Here is a 16,589-nt window from a genome sequence, read left to right as displayed (position 1 = left end):
CAGAAATCAGCTCCAGGCCAGACGCTCGGGACGGATTTCAAAGCTGATGTGGTGACCACCATTCAACAGGTTCGACTTGGTGTGGTTATAGAGCGACCGCCAGTACGGCTGGATCGTCACACCTTCGTCCTGGATCAGCTTTTCACCCTGAGCCATTAACGCGCGGCGCTTTTCTACGTCTGGAGTGGCCAGCGCCTTTTCCAAGATCGCGTCGAAATCAGCGTTTGCCCAACCCATTTCGTTCCAGGCTTCGCCCGAACGATAGGCCAGGGCCCAGATCTGGACGCCCAGAGGACGGTGGTTCCAGTTGGTCGAGCTGAACGGGTATTTCGCCCAGTCGTTCCAGAAGGTTGAACCCGGCAGAACCTCGCGCTTGACCTTGATACCAGCGTCGCGCAGCTGAGCGGCCACAGCATCGGTCGTGTCTTTGCGCCATGCATCGTCGATCGACAGCAGAACGTGCTCGTAGTCCGCCATGCCAGCTTCTTCCATCAGTGCCATGGCACCGGCAGGGTCGACTTTCTGCGGGGGAAGTTCAGCATATTCCGGGTGCACCGGCGCGACATGGTGGTTTTCGGCAGGAACGCCACGGTCACCATAGCCCAGTTCCAGAAGAACCGAGTTGTCCACGGCCATCTGCAAGGCACGACGCACGCGGACGTCAGCGTATGGCTTCATGCCATCAACTTCGGCCAACTGGTTGGGACGGATCAGAATGGTCGCAGCTGTGACGATTTCATGCTGATCCCAGCCGTCCTGCACGCCCATGATGTCGATGTAATCGCCATCAATCGAATACATCATGTCGACTTCGTCAGCTTCTGCCGCCGCAACCCATGCCGACGGGTCTGTGCCGTAGTCGATGTTTTCGATCCGGTCCATATAGGCACCGTTGCCTTCGTTCCACCACGTGTGATCCGGGTTGCGGACCAGAACGGATTTGACGCCGACTTCCAGCGACTCTGGCAGGTAGGGGCCGGTTCCGACCGGATTGGTCATCATGGTTTCAGCAGTGTGTGAGCTGTGCGTGATGGCGGCCGGATAATCGGCCATGCCCGGGATCAGCGAGATGTCGGGCTTGGGCAGCATCAGCTTGACCGTGTGGCTGTCGACGACCTGGATCGAGCCGTCAATTGCCATGCCGGTATCGGCGTCGATCAGTGTCGCAAAACGACCGGCCATTGAGTTGCCTTCGACAGCTTTTTCGCACCAACCGGCGATGTTGCGTGCAACATCTTCGGCGGTGAAATCGTCGCCGTTGTTCCACTTTACGCCCTTGCGGACGTTCAGGGTATATACGGTGGCGTCGTCGTTGATTTCCCAGCTTTCCAGCAGCTGAGGCTGGAAGGTACCATCGTTCTCATAGCTCACCAGATATTCCAGCCACCCACGCGAGAAGTTGGCGATCTGGCTCCAGTCATACGTGCGGGGGTCTTTCAACGCGCGCACTTCGGTCTGAATGCGAACGGTGCCGCCCATCTTGGCATGACCCGCCGCCTGAGCCGGAGTTGCCATGCCCAGCATCGAATAGGCCGTTGCGGCCGTTGCGCCGAATGCGCTGGCCAGTGCAAGGAATTCGCGGCGGTTAACAGGATCGTCGCCGACGTTCTTGGCCGAATCGACGATTGTTTTGGGCATCGGTTTTCCGGTGCTGGTGGTGAATGTCATAGTCTTCCTCTCTGTTGAACTTATCGGGCACTTTTTAACAGTGTCGGCCCTTGAGTGATTTTGGGCATCTTGAGCCATTTTTTGGCAAAATCGGTCTCTCCTTCAGCACGTTCCCCGGATTGCTCCGGTGCGCCAGTCTTTCCCGGTTTGCGTTGCTCATCGTACTTGCAACCCCCGCAAAGATGCAACAACGCTCACGAGGGGTTGCACAAGCCTGACTCCGACATTCCAGTGCGCATATCTGACATATGTCGTTTTTATGCGGTTTCATCCCCGGATTGACGCATCCGAAACAGGGCAAGTCGCTTTCGGCACCAAATCATGTCGTTCCCAACTTTTCGATCTGATCAGGCTCCAGATGGCAGATCTGTTGCCAAACCTGCGATTTGGCACTGTTTAACAGCCCTTTCGGGTCCATACGCTTCTTCCAGGCAAGATGGCGATAGTCTGTATTCTTCAATCCGGCGCCTTCGACGTGCCATGTATGCGCGTCGTAAACACTGTGTTGATGGGCCTCATAGATCGTGTTGATCTTGTTCAGACGCTCTGTGGTCGAATACCAGATGATCGGCAGATCAAATGTCACGACCTGTCCATCCAGCCTCGCGAACTCGTGATGCATCCAGACATCATCGCCAAGTTCCGGCCTGACAGCCGCGATTTTTGCCGGGTCAGGGGGAATCGGGCAGCCGATTTGCTGATAGGTGGCCGACCTGTCGGCCTTCAGCACTTGGAGCGTCGTGTGATTGTAGGAAAATTCGAAGACATGTGGCAGGTTTTTTGCCTGCCGTTCAGCATCGTCCATGATCAGATCGACATGGCCACCTTCGGTTTCGATCAGCCCCCTGAACGCGTCTACATCCTCTTGCGGGATCAGTGAAACCAGTAAGTGCCGGTTTGGGCGGATATGCCCGGCAAGCTTGGGGAAGTAAGCAGTGATGCGGGCATCGACGGTGCTGACCAGCTTGGGCGAAACATCGGGGGCCGTGGTCAGCGCGCAGCCAGCAGCATAGGCCTGTTCATACGCATCGAATGTCGCCATGCACCCGATCCAGTTTCGGGCTGGCACGGTGCGCAGTGTGACTTCGGTGATGGCACCGTTCATGCCCCAGGCGTGATGGATCTGCAAAGCGTCCTCGCCTTCGAACAGGTGTTCTTGCGGGTCGTCAACGACTGACATCGCCTTAAGCGCGATCAGGTTGCCATCGCTGCGCAGCATCCCATGCGCAACAGACCCGATCCCCGACGACCCTCCGGCGACAAAACCGCCAATGGTGGCGATGTCCTGAGTTGACGGGAACATGGCCAACTCCCAACCTTGTTCCTTCAAAGCGGCGTTTACGTTTGCAATGATCGCGCCGCCCTCGCAGCGCACAAACCCATCCCCGATTTCCAGAATGCGATTCATTGCCGTGGTTTCAACGATCAACCCGCCATCCACCGGTACCGCCTGGCCGTAATTTCCGGTGCCACCGCCGCGCAGAACGATTGGCGCGTTGTGGGCATAGGCGACCTTCAAGACATGCGCGAGTTCTTCGGTGGTCTTGGGGCGCGCCACGAGATCCCCGAAGCACTTTTTTAGCTCTGCGTTCAGGATCGGGCTGTACCAGAAGAAGTCGCGTGACCGTTTCTTGACCAGAACGGTATCGGTGATGATCTCAACCGGGGCTAGGGCTTTGGCGAACGCCTCCCAATCGATGTCTGTTTTTCCTGAGATTGATGTCATGCTGTGTCTCCTTTCGGAAAGGCCGTCAGGGGCATGCTGCCCGAGACAAGACTGGGCAGAGACCTGGCGTCTGACACCCTAAGGTCGCGAATGTCAGCCCCAAGAACCGTGATCGGGTCTCGCCCCAATGCGCGGGCTGCATCTGTGGTGATTGTACTCAGCCAACGGTCAAGGGGCGGGTCGAGGTGGCCTGCCAGAATGGCCAGATGCAGGGCGGCCATCGGATCATGTTGCCCGACCGGGCAAAACGCGTCAGCAACGTTGTCCGAGGCCAGTACAATCGGGACGCCTGCATCACGCAGTTCCCTTAGTCGGGTCAGCCCACGTCGGTCTGGCGTGCCATTGGTGCGGCCCTGCAGGTAGAGGTTGGTCGTCGGCAGTGCAGCAACCGTGATATTGGCGGCCAACAGCTTGTCCAGAAGCCTACCAAGATCATTGCCGTGCAGGTTCATCAAACTGCAGGCATGACCGCATAGAACGGGCCCCTGAAACCCGGTTTCAATCGCAGCGTCGGCAATAATTTTCAATCCGTCCAGCCCATCGGACAACCCTTCGTCGACATGGAAATCAAGGGGTGTTCCAAACTGTTCGGCAAGGGCAAACATTGCCTTGACCGCGATGCGCCGGTTTGGCTGATTGAACAGAAAACACCCCAGCGCGCTATTTCGGCTGGCCGCAGTGCGTGCAATCGATGATCCGGCGACCGGGTCCTGCCACAGATCGCAGTCTACAAGCGGGCAAAGCGTCAGGTCGATGTCCGGCGCGGTGTCTTGCGCCAGTTCAGACAGAACGGACCAAGCCAGAGGAGGGGCCGCTGTATCACCCCAGTCCAAATGCGACCGGGCGATGCGGCACCCTGAAGTGACAAGTTCGTTCACCCCGCGCGACGCCCGGGCACGAAGGTCAGTAACGGTCCAGTTTGCCTTGTCACGGGCTTGGGCGGTAATCGCATGGGCAAGGTCGCCCCCCACATCCGGCAGGCGGTCAATCGTGTGGCACTTGTCCAAATGGCAATGCGCGTCGACCAGCGCCGGGATGACAAGCCGTGGATCTGATGTGGGCGCTGACCGAAGGGAGACCACATGGCCCCCGCCGATCACGAGGTCGCCATGAAATTCCTGACCTGAGTCCGTAAATGCGGCAGGGACCCTGATATTTGAGACGATGTATTGATCGGTCATAGCGCCGAGCCCGCATCAAAAGTGTGTGTCGGGGATCGGGTACATTGATCATTCAGCCCAGAAAAAAGCCCGAGGGGATTTGTTTGACAGTCAGTCGACTTTGGGCCGGTGACACTCCGGTCACGTTCCGGTTCATGCCCTGATCGGGCCCTTGGCGTACATATGATCAAGCCGCGTCCTTTCGCTAAAGATGCGTTGCGTGGCCCTAAGGTTCGATCTGTGCCAGAGATTGCGTATCTTTCTGTCAAAAATGACCGAGTCGGGCAAGAGTGGGTCTTGAGGACCAAAGGAAGATCCAATGAAATCCCTGACCCCAGATACAATCGCCCCGCCCTTCGCTCGTTATGCCCATGGGGTGGAAATTCCACCCACGCACCGGATTGTCAGGACCTCAGGGCAATTGGGGGTGGCCAAAAATGGGAAAATTCCGGAAGAATCGTACGATCAGGCGCAGCTTTGCTTTGCCAACATCACACAAATCCTCGCCAGTGCCGGGATGGGGGCCGGGGATGTCATCCATGTCAGCGCTTATGTCACCGACCGGGCGCATATGGAGGGATATATGCGGGCGCGTGATCAGTTCTTGCAGGACCGAGCCGACGATGACCTGCCATCTTCAACCCTGATCATCGTTTCTGGATTTACTCGGCCCGAGTTCAAGGTCGAAATCGAGGTATGGGCGGCAGCGCCTTGATCCATGCCGCGCCAACACAGCGGGTGCGCGGGTCGAAAGAATGGGGGGGCATCATTGGAATGACCCGGTGATCACGGGAAAACACCTCTCTTGATCGACTGTCTGCAAAGTGAAAAGCTCAGATCGAGAGATGTTAGGCATGGATTTGGTGCAGGTGTTTTCGATGGCAAACGAACAGCGCACAAAGCGTTAAACACTCTGGAAGACCAAACACCAAGTTGAAAACCAAAGACGCGGCGCGCGCTGTCGGTCGTGGGGCTATTGAGGAGAAAATGCGATGTTCTTGCTGATCGCCCATGTTGTTGTCGTTTCCGCCTGTCTTGCGCGTATTCTCCTGCGCCCGCATAGGGATCCGACATCGCGGCTGGCATGGATGGTGGTTGTTCTGGCGGTGCCCTTCGCTGGCGCGCTTGCCTATCTGCTGCTTGGCGAGACCAATATTGGGACCAAACGAGTTTCCCGGCTAAAGAAGGTCTTTGATGACTTGCCCCGTCCCGAAGACGCATCGGGTTGGGACGCCATAGAAAACCAGCCCGCGCTTCCAGAGCTTGTGGCGCCTTTGTTCAACGTCGCAGGGTCCATCAACGGGTACCAGGCCACCGGGGGCAACCGTGCGCGTCTGATGAAAGACTCGGACGCAACAATTGACGAAATGGTGGCTGATGTCGACGCGGCGACAGACCACGTGCATCTGATGTTCTATATCTGGCTGACCGACAATAACGGCACTAAAATGATCGAAGCCCTGAAACGGGCGGCAGCACGTGGAGTGACCTGCAGGGCGATGGTCGACGATCTTGGATCGCGCGACCTGGTGCACAGCCAGCAATGGAAGGATATGGCGGCGGCAGGTGTGCGCACGGCAAGTGCGTTGAAAATCGGCAACCCGCTGGTGCGGATGTTTGATGGCCGGGTCGACTTGCGCGATCACCGCAAGATTTTGGTGATCGACAACCGCGTCACCTATTGCGGCAGCCAGAATTGCGCCGACCCGGCATTCTTGCCCAAGAAGAAATTTGCGCCCTGGGTGGACGCGGTGATGCGCTTCGAAGGCCCGGTGGTGCGCCAGAACCAGCACCTGTTTGCAAGTGATTGGATGGCCAATTGCGACGAAGACATCAGCGACGTTTTGCTCCAGCCAATGCCCGCCGCTCAAGCCGGGTTCACGGCGCAGGCGGTTGGCACCGGCCCGACAGTGCGCAATTCGGCGATGCCCGAGATGTTCGAAACCCTGATGTACGCCGCGCGCCGCGAATTGTTCATCACGACGCCCTATTATGTTCCGAATGGCTCGATGCAGGCGGCACTTTGCGCGGCCGCCAATCGCGGGGTCGATACATCAATCATTTTCCCGGCCCGAAACGATGATTTTGCGGTCGGCGCGACCAGCAAAAGCTATTACCTTGATCTGCTGACAGCCGGAGTGAAGATCTATGAATACCAAAAGGGCATTCTACACACCAAATCCCTGACGCTGGACGGGGATATCACGCTGATCGGGTCCGCCAACATGGATAGGCGGAGCTTTGATCTGAACTATGAGAACAACATCCTGCTGCATGATCCGGCCCTGACCGCCGACATGCGCGCGCGTCAGCAAGAGTATCTGGCGGAGTGCACCGCTGTCAGCTTGCAGGAGGTGCAGGCCTGGCCGTGGACAAAACGGCTGTGGAACAACGCGCTGGCCATTGTTGGCCCGGTCCTTTGAACGCGCGTCTGTGATCAGGACACCAGGTATTGGAGACATCAATTTGGAATTTCGCAGAGGTGCTGCAACGCTGGCATTGCAGAACACCGACCGGTTTTATCAAGTCCTGAAGTGTTGCGGAAACCGTTTTGCTATAGGACCGCATAAACGTCGCGCCGCCGGTTTCGCTTATAGGGATACCGTCGGCCCGGGCCGCTTCGGCCAGTGGGATGGCCAGTGGCTCGGCGGCCGTCAGGGTCCCTCCGGCGATTGTCTTGAACAAAGCCCTCTGCATCAAAACATCCAAAACCAGCAATCACGCTCAACTCGCGCACCGGAAGCCGAGACATCTGCACCGGGTACCCAATAGGCTTGATCGGTACCTTAAAGAGCAGAATTCTGAAGACGGTAATCTGCTTAAGGTATGTCGGTGGACTTATATACAGTTTGATGGTTGTCTTTGATTGAACAGCCGCCTGGATAGATGAACGCCCGAGGGGCGAAACCGGGAAGAACGCGATGCCATTTGCTTCCTATGCTCTTAATTCCGTGGAAATTTGCGCAAACGGAATTTTGATCGGAAACTCTGTGGTTTCAGGGGTTATCCTTCAAGGGAATGACCTAATTTTAAACAACTTCACCCCAGTTTTTTTGAATCAGGGACCTTGACTGACCTGAGCCCCAAGTGTCCTCCACCTCACGGAGAGTCCTTGGGGTTGGTTTGATGGCCTTACGCGGCCAGTTTGTCCATGTTCATTTTCTCTGCAAATTCCCTCGGCGTCAGATTTCCGAGCGCCGAGTGTGGTCTGTGGGTGTTGTAGTCCTCTTGCCATGCTTCCAGTGTCTCGCGAGCCTCGGCCAGTGAGCTGAAAAGTGTCTCGTTCAAGCATTCGTCACGCAGCTTGCCGTTAAAGCTTTCGATGAAAGCGTTCTGGGTCGGTTTCCCTGGCGCAATGTAGTGCCAGTCGATGCCGGTTTCCTGCACCCATCTGAGCACGGCCATGCTGGTGAACTCGGTGCCATTGTCCGAAACGATGGTGTTCGGTGCGCCCCTCTCGGCAATCAGTCGATCCAACTCCCTCGTGACCCGGAGGCCCGATAGCGATGTATCGGCGACCAGCACCAGGTTCTCCCGCGTGTGGTCATCCACGACGGTCAGGATACGAAACCTGCGGCCGTCCGTCAGCGCGTCAGAGACGAAGTCGAGCGACCAGCGCTGGTTCGCTCCATCTGGCACCACCATCGGCTTCCTCGTGTCCAGAGCCCGCTTTCTACCGCCCCTGCGGCGCACTTGGAGCTTCTCTTCGCGATAGATCCGCCGGAACTTCTTGTGGTTCACGTGCCAACCCTGTCGTTCGACCATCACATGCAATCGCCGATAGCCAAACCGGCGGCGATCCTTGGCCACAGCCTTCATGGCATCGCGTAGCTCACCATCATCGGCCCGGCGAGATTGATATCGCACCGTCGAACGATCCACATCCAGCGCAGAGCACGCCCGACGCTGGCTCACCTGATGAACGTCCATCAGATGAACCACCGCCTTCCGCTTGGCATCGGGCGTCACCACTTTTTTGAGTTCACATCCCGCAGCATTGCGTTGTCGAGCATCTGCTCGGCCAGCAACTTCTTCAGCTTGGCGTTCTCGGCTTCCAGAGCACGCAGCTTCTTCGCATCGGACGGTTCCATACCGCCATACTTCGATTTGTATTTGTAGAAAGTGCCCTGGCTGATCCCGTAGCGCCTGCACACGTCCGAGGTCTTCTCGCCAGCTTCCTGTTCCTTGATCATCTGAATGATCTGTTCGTCGGTGAATCTCGTCTTCATTGGTCCGTCCTTTGGTTGGGCGGACTCTACACAAAGCTGGAGGAGATTCTGGGGCTCAGGTCACCGCCACTCTGCCTGCACTAGCAACCGGGGCAAGGTATTGTCTGTTTTCTGGAAGGAACACGGATTGATACAGGGTTTGGTTAAAAACGGGTCGAAGAATTGACATTAGGCGAAACTATTTTGACCTCTGGGGGTTCAATCGTGCCGGTCAAGTGGGTCGGTCGCAAAGTGGTCTCGGCATTGTTTGGGCCTTCGGAGCGCCTGATGCCCGTTCGGTTTGCTAGGGGATCACTGGGGGATAACCTGCCTCATACAGATCTTACCGTGACGGCAGATCATGCCATTCTGGTAGAGGGTGTCCTTTGCAACGCAAGCGCGCTTGTGAATGGCACGACCATCACGCGCGTGCCATTGGCAGAGATGGGCGAGCGCTATACCGTCTTCCATATCGAAACCGACGCCCACGAGATTATCTTTGCCAATGGTGCACCGACCGAGACCTTTGTCGATAATGTCAGCCGGCGGGTGTTCGACAACTTTGCCGAATTCGACACCCTTTATGGCGCTGTGCCGGCAATGCAGGAGCTGCCCCTGCCCCGTGCCATGAGTCCGCGCCAGGTGCTCAAAGCCATTATGAGTCGTTTGAAAAAGATTGGCTGCAAGATCGACCAAGAAACCGTATTGAGTGCATGATGCATTCAGGGGTCACGGCTGCCAAGTAAGCGTTTTCGCACGCGGTTTCGAACAACGTTCGATTGACGTCGGCGAATTTGCCACTTCGCTCTAAGACTTGGTCGGAGTGAGAGGATTCGAACCTCCGACCCCTGCCTCCCGAAGACAGTGCTCTACCAGGCTGAGCTACACTCCGACCGTGGCGGGTGGATTATACGCGTGGGTGGCGCTTTGCAAGTGGTTTCAGGCGCAGGATGCCATGCAAATCAGGGCTTGAAAGCCGGTTTCAGGCGGGACACCTTCGGGCAGGAGTTGATGTCATGGATGACAATATCTTTCTGCTGCTCGGTGGCATCGGTATGTTCCTTCTGGGCATGGAAATCATGACGGCTGCGCTGAAGGATTCTGCGGGCAGCAACCTGCGAAATTTGCTGGCGGGGTTCACCACGACACCTGCGCGGGGGGTTGCCACCGGCACGATGTCGACCATGATCATTCAATCGTCCAGCGCCACGACAGTTATGACGGTCGGGTTTGTCGGGGCGGGTCTGATCTCGATGACGCAGGCGCTGGGCATTCTGTATGGCGCCAATATTGGAACGACAGCGACCGGGTGGCTGGTGTCGATCCTTGGTTTCAAGCTGAAGCTGGGAACAGTAGCAATGGTCGGGCTGTTTCCCGCTGCCATGGCCGATTTGTTGGGACGCGGGGCTGTGGCGCGCGTCGGTCGGGTTCTTGCGGGGCTGTTCCTGCTGCTGATCGGACTTGAGCTGATGCAGACGGGGATGTCTGAGGTCAGTGATGTGATCACGCCCGATCTGCTGCCGGGACCCACGTTTTTCGGGTTTCTCGCACTGGCTGGCATTGGGGTCGGAATCACGATCCTGATGCAATCGTCCAGTGCTGCGATGGCTTTGGCGTTGGTGATGCTTCAGGCCGGATCGATTTCGCTGACGCAGGCCGGCATGATCGTGATCGGGATGAATATCGGCACCACCTTCACCGCCATTCTGGCGTCACTGGGTGGATCACGGTCGATGCGTCAGACGGCCCTGGCGAACCTGTTGTTCAACATCGTGACGTCGCTGATTGCATTTCCGCTGCTTATTCTGGGGCGCGGGGCGCTTGGGGATCTGGCCGACGCTACTGATGAGATAACGGCGCTGTTGGTATTTCATACCGGCTTTAATCTGGTGGGGACAGCGTTGTTTCTGCCTGCAACACCGGCCTTTGCCCGTCTCATTGAAAGGTTGATCCCCGATCATCGTCCGGCTGCCTTGATCACGCTGGACCGCGTTTTGCTGAAGGATCCGCATTCGGCGTTGCTTGCTGCACAGACGGCGGCGTGGGACATCGGGTGTCATTTGTTCGATGCCCTCGGACTGGGGCTGCAGCGCGTCCCGGATTACCGGGGCCTGGCAACTGTCGGAGCCTGCGACGAGGCGATCGAAGAACTGCGAGGGTTCGTGTCGGACATCCGGCTGCCTGATGACAGGCCGCAAGAGGAAGGGATTTACTCTGCGCTGCTGTTTCAGATCGATCACCTGCTGCGGCTGAGTGCCCGCGCGCATCAGACAGGTCACATTGAACCGTTGCTGGAGGATCGGATGCTTCGGCGACCGGCCTTGGCAGTTGGCGCGTCTTTGGCGCGCCTCTCGGTCGAGCCGGTTTCAGACCAGGATATGATGCGCCCGCATCGCCTGTACAAGATCGTCAGTCACCGGCGGCATCAACATCGGCGGTCGTTGTTGCTGGCGGAACATGCCGGGATCTATTCGGTGACAGAAGTGTTTGCCCATACCGACGCGATGCGCTGGCTGGACCGGATGTTGCACCACGTGGATCGGATGATCCATTATCACCAGGTGGCCGCCAAAGGGTTGCCTGCGGCGGGCACAACCGCCGCAGACAGGATCGATTAAAGGCTGGCGTCCAGCGCGGCGATGATGGCATCGCCCATTTCCGAGGTTGTGACTGGCGTCGCGCCATCTTCGCCCAGAAGATCTGCGGTGCGCAGACCATCGGCCAGTACCGTTTCGACGGCCTGTTCCAGACGGTCGGCTTCGTCCCCGTTGTCAAAGCTGTACCGCAGCGCCATGGCAAAGCTGAGCACGCAGGCGATGGGATTGGCTTTGCCTTGTCCGGCAATGTCAGGTGCCGAGCCATGTACCGGTTCGTACAGCGCCTTGGGGCGGCCATTGTCCATCGGGGCGCCCAGCGACGCAGACGGCAGCATGCCCAGCGATCCGGTCAGCATGGCGGCGGCGTCTGACAGCAGGTCGCCGAACAGGTTGTCTGTGACGATCACGTCGAACTGCTTGGGCCAGCGGCACAGCTGCATCGCACCGGCATCGGCGTACATGTGAGACAGTTCAACATCTGGATATTCAGCTTCGTGGATTTCGGTCACCACGTCACGCCAGAGGATGCCGGATTCCATCACGTTGGCCTTCTCCATCGAGCAGACCTTGTTGCCGCGACGCCGCGCCAGTTCAAAGGCCGACCGGGCCACACGGGCGATTTCAGATTCGGTGTACCGCTGGGTGTTGATGCCGACGCGTTCGTTGCCTTCCTTGATGATGCCGCGCGGCTCACCAAAGTAGATGCCGGACGTCAGTTCGCGCACAATCATGATGTCCAGACCGGCGACCACGTCCTTTTTCAATGACGAGAAATCGGCCAGAGCGTCAAAGCACTGCGCTGGGCGCAGGTTTGAAAACAGGTCCATTTCCTTGCGCAGGCGCAGCAGGCCGCGCTCGGGTTTGACCGAGAAATCCAGATCGTCGTATTTCGGGCCGCCAACTGCGCCCAGAAGAACTGCGTCGACCTCTTGCGCTTTGGCCATGGTGTCGTCGTGCAGCGGGGTGCCGTGCTTGTCATAGGCACAGCCGCCGACCAGATCTTCGCTGACATCGAACGTCAGGTCGCGCTTGGCGCCGTACCAGTCGATGATCTTGCGGACTTCGGCCATGACTTCGGGGCCGATCCCGTCACCGGGCAGGATGAGAAGCGAAGGGTTGGACATGGACGTCTCCTGTTCATTGATCGCAGCGGGCGTACCCTTTGGCGTCCGTCGGGTCAACAAGGGGCGGTGTTATTGGTCCAGATCTGCTAGTTCCCGGGCCAGTAAATCCCAAACCCGGCGGATGCGCGGGGTCTGGCGCATGGTGCGGTGCGCGGCCAGCCAGACTTCGAGATGTCCGACGTCGACACCAAGGTCAAGTTCAACCACGCCCGGATCTGCATTGCCAACCACCCGCTGGCTGAACCCGATGCCGCACCCTGCGCGGATCAGGTGCCAATAGGCCGCCTGATCATCACACCGCACCGCAAAATCATCCCGTGTCACGGGCCAGCCCTGTTCGCGCATCCGCGTGAGGATCAGATCGTTGGCGTCAAATCCGACCAGATCGTGCTGCATCATTTCGATGGGGGTTTGGGGCCAGCCCTTGTGGTCCAGATAACTGCGGGCGGCATAGACGCCCATGTTCAGGGTGACGATCTGGCGGGTGACGATATCCAATTGGGTTGGGCGGTACATGCGCACGGCTATGTCGGCTTCGTGAAACAGCAGGTTTTCGGTGGCGTCGGATGGCATCAGGTCAAGCTGAATTTCAGGGGCTTCTTCACGGATCCGGGCCAGGATCGGGGGCAGGATGAAGTGCGAGGCGAACACGCTGGCGGTGATCCGCACGGTGCCACCGGTATCCTGCGACCGACCGGCAGCGGTGAGTTCCAGCGCGTTCATGGTGTCGCGCATCTGATGCGCCATAGGCAGAAGGCTGGTGCCAACGTCGCTTAACGTCAGGCCCCGTGCGTGACGTTCGAACAAGGTGACGCCCAGCGAGGCTTCCAGCAGCCGGATGTCGCGGCCCAGCGACGGTTGGCTGCGGCCCATTTTTCGCGCGGCCCCGGACAAAGATCCGGTTTCGGCCACGGCCAGAAAGCTGGGGATCAGGGACCAGTCAGACAAGGAAAGTGGCATATCCATTCAATATTGAATACCACATGAAACTTCTAATGCAATATGAATGCCCGTGCATGGCGTCTAATTGTCAATCGTACAGAGATATATGCTGCAGGAGGTTAGACATGTCACAAACGGTTCTCATTCTCGGGGCCTCGGGCCGGTTCGGGCGAAATGCTGCGGAGCAGTTTGCCAAGGCCGGGTGGACCGTGCGCAGGTTCGACCGGGCCACGGATACCCTGATGACCGCCGCACAGGGTGCTGATGTGATCGTCAATGCCTGGAACCCGGAGTACCCCGACTGGGCGGCGCAGGTGCCCGCCTTGCATGCGAAGGTGATAGAAGCGGCCCGCCAGGCGCGGGCGACCGTGATCATACCGGGGAACGTCTATGTTTTTGGCGAAGACACGCCTGCGCCGTGGTCAGAACGTTCGCCCTATCAGGCAAGGAACCCGCTGGGTCGGATACGGATCGATATGGAAGAGGCATATCGCCGGTCCGGTGTGCGCACGATCATCCTGCGGACCGGAGATTTTCTTGATACCCAGACGTCGGGCAACTGGTTTGACATGATCATGATCAAGGGGTTGAAAAAAGGCGTCTTCACCTATCCGGGCAATCCGAATATCCCACATGCTTGGACATATTTGCCCGACCTTTGCCGCGCGGCGGTTGAACTGGCTGAGAAACGTGTAGAGCTCCCAGTGTTCTGTGACATCCCGTTCCCGGGGTATACATTAACGAGCGAGGATCTCCGGGCGGGAGTGCAGGCCGCGACGCAAGCCCCGGTTCGCCTTAAGCAGATGAACTGGCTGCCCATTCGGCTGGCCGGGGCGGTTTGGCCGACGGGGCGGTGTTTGATGGAAATGCGTTATCTCTGGAATACGCCGCACCATCTGGACGGCGCATTGTTCGAGGGTCTGCTGCCGGGGTTCGACCATACGCCTCTGCATCTGGCTATTGCGTCTGCAATCCCGAAGTCACTTGTCCAGACGCAGGTCGACCCAAACCAACCGGTGGCGGCTGGCGTCTAGGGCCATCGCGCTGTCAGGGTTGTCCGGTGCGGGCCAGAACACGCCCGCATCGGTAACAGTCCAATGGGCAGAGGGCAGGATGTGATCTACGCGCATGCGTCCCGGTCCCGGCCAATCTACGGTGTCCAGCGCATTGGGGCCGGCGTGGCCCTGATCCGGTGCCATGGACGCGCCCAGGCTGTCGGGCCTTGGATCTTGCAAGCGTGGATCTTCGATCAGGGACCGGATCGCATTATGCAACCCGTCGCCATCATGCGGATCCTGATTGGCACCCCCAGCCAGTACAAAAGGCCCGGCTGGGGGCGTTCCGATGTGCCCGTCCAGAAAATGTCGCCAGAACAGAACCTCGTCATGGTTGCGTCGGCCATTGCGGTCTTCGGGGCCGTCAAAAACCGGCGGCCCGGCCTGAAAGGTCAAGAGCGTGATGTGCTGGTCCTTGGCGATCTGAATGGGAACGGCCCAGTGGCCTGTGCTGGAAAGACGCTGAATGGCCAGCGCATCTTCGGACGGAAAGGGGGTTTTGACCGGTGTTTCCGGCAGCAGGGCCTCCGGCAGGTCGCGCCAAAGGACATCTGAGAAATCCTGCACACCGCCCACGTCGATTGGGAAACGAGACAGAACAGCGATACCGCCCTGTCCGGTGAATTCTCCGAACCCCTGTGCATCGGCGGCATGTCCCAGCCGACCGTCTTCGTTCAGGTCCAGATCGGTCGCAAACCCGGAATTGGGTTGCAGCGCCAGTAGGTGTGCAAAGCCGTGTCCGTCTGCCTTTAGTCGGGTGTTAAACGCCTTCAGTGCGACGGTGTCATAGTCCCAATCAAAGCCCTGCAGCGCCAGAATGTCGGGACGGTTCCGGACAATCACGTTTGCGGCGGCATTGATCTGTGAATCTTTGCCTTTCAGGATGTCGCGCAGCAGTAGCCCCGGACCGGCGCGTTGCAGTTCTACATTGAATGTGGCGATACGAACCGAGTCAGCATAGGTGGGCGCAATGCTGAGAAGGATCAGAACCGCAGCTACGCGCAGCTGAATCATACGGTCTGGGCAGACTCGGCGTTGGCATAGGCGCGCTGCCGTTTGGCCGCGATCAGTTCTGCAACGCGAAGCATCGCGGTGCCGCGCATGATCATGCTGGCGGGGAGGAAGGCCCAAGCGGCCATCGTCCAGACCAATGTATGCGGGTTGGTCAAGGTCAGCGGATCGATAATGTCAGAACCGGCTTTGACGACAGCCGGAATCAGAAATGGTAACAAAAGGCCAAGGATGGTGTTGACGCGCCCATCACGTTGCAAGCGGCGGACAACATCACCTCCGGTTGTGGGGTCGAACAAAGGCAGGTTGATCCAGACGTTGAACGCGCCGTTTGCCAAAGGCCAGTTCAAGGCGCGAACGTGGAACATAAACGCGCCGACCGTGACAAGCGCGATCAGATAGGACACCCCGGCCGTGACCCTGACAGAGGCCAGCGTATAGTCCGACGCATCGGGTGGCAGAGTCAGAACCATCAGACGGACAGGCGAATACGGGAAATCGATCGCCCCGGTGGCCAAATAACCAAGTCCGGCGAACAACTCGGTCAGGTTGCTGGGCTCATGGCGATGTTTCAGGATCAGTGTCAGCGACAAGACCATAACCGTCAAAGCGATAAAGCGCATGCGATTCAGTGGCGGAGCATCCCGGAACTCAACAATACTAGGGTAGGTCGAGCTGTATTCAGCGAAGGTCAGACCACCCGCCAGCAGCGCCAGAAGTACGATGACTTCCGCCGAGCCCACGGCATGCGCTGGCAGCAATAAAGAGGGTGCTGCCACCAATACTGCCACTGAAAATCCGCGCATCGCGGCGCCGACGAAGCGTGCAAACACTGTCCGTTCCCTTCAACTTGGACAGGCCGGTTCGTTGCCGTGCCTTTGTTCCAACTTGATTTCCACTCTTTGAGCGAGCGGGTTGCCTCATTTTGGCCTTATTTGTGCCGCCATTTGCTCCGTCGCTCAAGACGCCGGTCAGCAAACGATTGATTTAAGGCGAAAACGTGGTGAGACTGGTGCCTCTTTGCATCATTTGGTTAATGGCACTGCGCAATTTTTCACATGTTCACAAGATGTTGTGGCTTGGCCCGAATGCTTAACT

General features: G+C 58.2%; 13 protein-coding genes and 1 tRNA gene. 5 read left to right on the top strand and 9 right to left on the bottom strand.

Annotated elements, in window-relative coordinates; genetic code table 11:
• Window positions 1-6: 6 nt before the first annotated feature.
• The 3 genes from FOY56_RS22135 to FOY56_RS22125 all read right to left on the bottom strand — a co-directional run bounded on the left by FOY56_RS22135 (window position 7) and on the right by FOY56_RS22125 (window position 4,575).
• Entirely contained in the window at window positions 7-1,668 is a 1,662-nt protein-coding gene (locus FOY56_RS22135) for an ABC transporter substrate-binding protein (protein WP_146348332.1), read from the bottom strand.
• 319 nt (window positions 1,669-1,987) lie between these two features.
• On the bottom strand, window positions 1,988-3,394 hold the full coding sequence (locus tag FOY56_RS22130) for an FAD-binding oxidoreductase (RefSeq protein WP_146348331.1): 1,407 nt from the start codon (window positions 3,392-3,394) through the stop codon (window positions 1,988-1,990).
• The gene (locus tag FOY56_RS22125; RefSeq protein ID WP_146348330.1) at window positions 3,391-4,575 is read right to left on the bottom strand and encodes an amidohydrolase family protein; all 1,185 of its coding nucleotides are present in this window, start codon (window positions 4,573-4,575) and stop codon (window positions 3,391-3,393) included. Before FOY56_RS22125 ends, FOY56_RS22130 begins: the two co-directional genes overlap by 4 nt.
• Before the next feature lie 298 nt (window positions 4,576-4,873).
• On the opposite strand from FOY56_RS22125, the gene FOY56_RS22120 reads away from it, so the two are divergent.
• The gene (locus tag FOY56_RS22120; RefSeq protein WP_146348329.1) at window positions 4,874-5,269 is read left to right on the top strand and encodes a RidA family protein; all 396 of its coding nucleotides are present in this window, start codon (window positions 4,874-4,876) and stop codon (window positions 5,267-5,269) included.
• Between the two features lie 277 nt (window positions 5,270-5,546).
• On the top strand, window positions 5,547-6,977 hold the full coding sequence (gene cls, locus FOY56_RS22115; protein WP_146348328.1) for a cardiolipin synthase: 1,431 nt from the start codon (window positions 5,547-5,549) through the stop codon (window positions 6,975-6,977).
• Window positions 6,978-7,686: 709 nt separating this feature from the next.
• On the opposite strand, the gene FOY56_RS22110 is transcribed toward cls, so the two are convergent.
• Window positions 7,687-8,783, bottom strand: a protein-coding gene (locus FOY56_RS22110) for an IS3 family transposase (protein WP_146348327.1) whose coding sequence is annotated in 2 segments (ribosomal slippage) — window positions 7,687-8,534 and window positions 8,534-8,783 — 1,098 coding nt in all. Because the reading frame shifts where the segments join, the coding sequence is not laid out codon by codon here.
• Window positions 8,784-8,945: 162 nt separating this feature from the next.
• On the opposite strand from FOY56_RS22110, the gene FOY56_RS22105 reads away from it, so the two are divergent.
• On the top strand, window positions 8,946-9,479 hold the full coding sequence (locus tag FOY56_RS22105) for a Hint domain-containing protein (RefSeq protein WP_146348326.1): 534 nt from the start codon (window positions 8,946-8,948) through the stop codon (window positions 9,477-9,479).
• A 98-nt stretch (window positions 9,480-9,577) separates the two neighbouring features.
• Here FOY56_RS22105 and FOY56_RS22100 read toward each other — a convergent pair.
• A tRNA-Pro gene (locus FOY56_RS22100) sits at window positions 9,578-9,654 on the bottom strand.
• A gap of 124 nt (window positions 9,655-9,778) precedes the next feature.
• Between FOY56_RS22100 and FOY56_RS22095 the strand changes: the two genes are divergently transcribed.
• Complete coding sequence (locus FOY56_RS22095; RefSeq protein WP_146348325.1) at window positions 9,779-11,380, top strand: Na/Pi cotransporter family protein; 1,602 nt, start codon at window positions 9,779-9,781, stop codon at window positions 11,378-11,380.
• Here FOY56_RS22095 and leuB read toward each other — a convergent pair.
• Window positions 11,377-12,483 (bottom strand): 3-isopropylmalate dehydrogenase, encoded by a 1,107-nt coding sequence (gene leuB, locus FOY56_RS22090; protein ID WP_146348324.1) that lies wholly within the window; start codon window positions 12,481-12,483, stop codon window positions 11,377-11,379. The genes FOY56_RS22095 and leuB overlap by 4 nt on opposite strands.
• A 69-nt stretch (window positions 12,484-12,552) precedes the next feature.
• Window positions 12,553-13,449: a LysR family transcriptional regulator gene (locus tag FOY56_RS22085; RefSeq protein ID WP_146348323.1), complete on the bottom strand. Its 897-nt coding sequence runs from the start codon at window positions 13,447-13,449 to the stop codon at window positions 12,553-12,555.
• 101 nt (window positions 13,450-13,550) lie between these two features.
• Here FOY56_RS22085 and FOY56_RS22080 point away from each other — a divergent pair, with 101 nt between their 5' ends.
• Window positions 13,551-14,459, top strand: a complete 909-nt coding sequence (locus FOY56_RS22080) for a sugar nucleotide-binding protein (RefSeq protein ID WP_146348322.1) — start codon at window positions 13,551-13,553, stop codon at window positions 14,457-14,459.
• Here FOY56_RS22080 and FOY56_RS22075 read toward each other — a convergent pair.
• Together FOY56_RS22075 and FOY56_RS22070 are read right to left on the bottom strand one after the other, a co-directional pair.
• A complete protein-coding gene (locus tag FOY56_RS22075) occupies window positions 14,406-15,494 on the bottom strand; it encodes an endonuclease/exonuclease/phosphatase family protein (protein WP_146348321.1) in 1,089 nt (362 codons plus the stop codon). The genes FOY56_RS22080 and FOY56_RS22075 overlap by 54 nt on opposite strands.
• Window positions 15,491-16,324, bottom strand: coding sequence for a hypothetical protein (locus FOY56_RS22070; RefSeq protein ID WP_146348320.1), 834 nt, complete (start codon window positions 16,322-16,324; stop codon window positions 15,491-15,493). The genes FOY56_RS22075 and FOY56_RS22070 overlap by 4 nt, the downstream gene beginning before the upstream one ends.
• Between the last annotated feature and the right edge of the window lie 265 nt (window positions 16,325-16,589).

The organism is Falsiphaeobacter marinintestinus, assembly GCF_007923355.1.
GTDB lineage: Bacteria > Pseudomonadota > Alphaproteobacteria > Rhodobacterales > Rhodobacteraceae > Phaeobacter_A > Phaeobacter_A marinintestinus.
The sequence above is the reverse complement of the archived record's forward strand: the minus strand, read 5'-3'. Positions and strand labels throughout refer to the sequence as shown.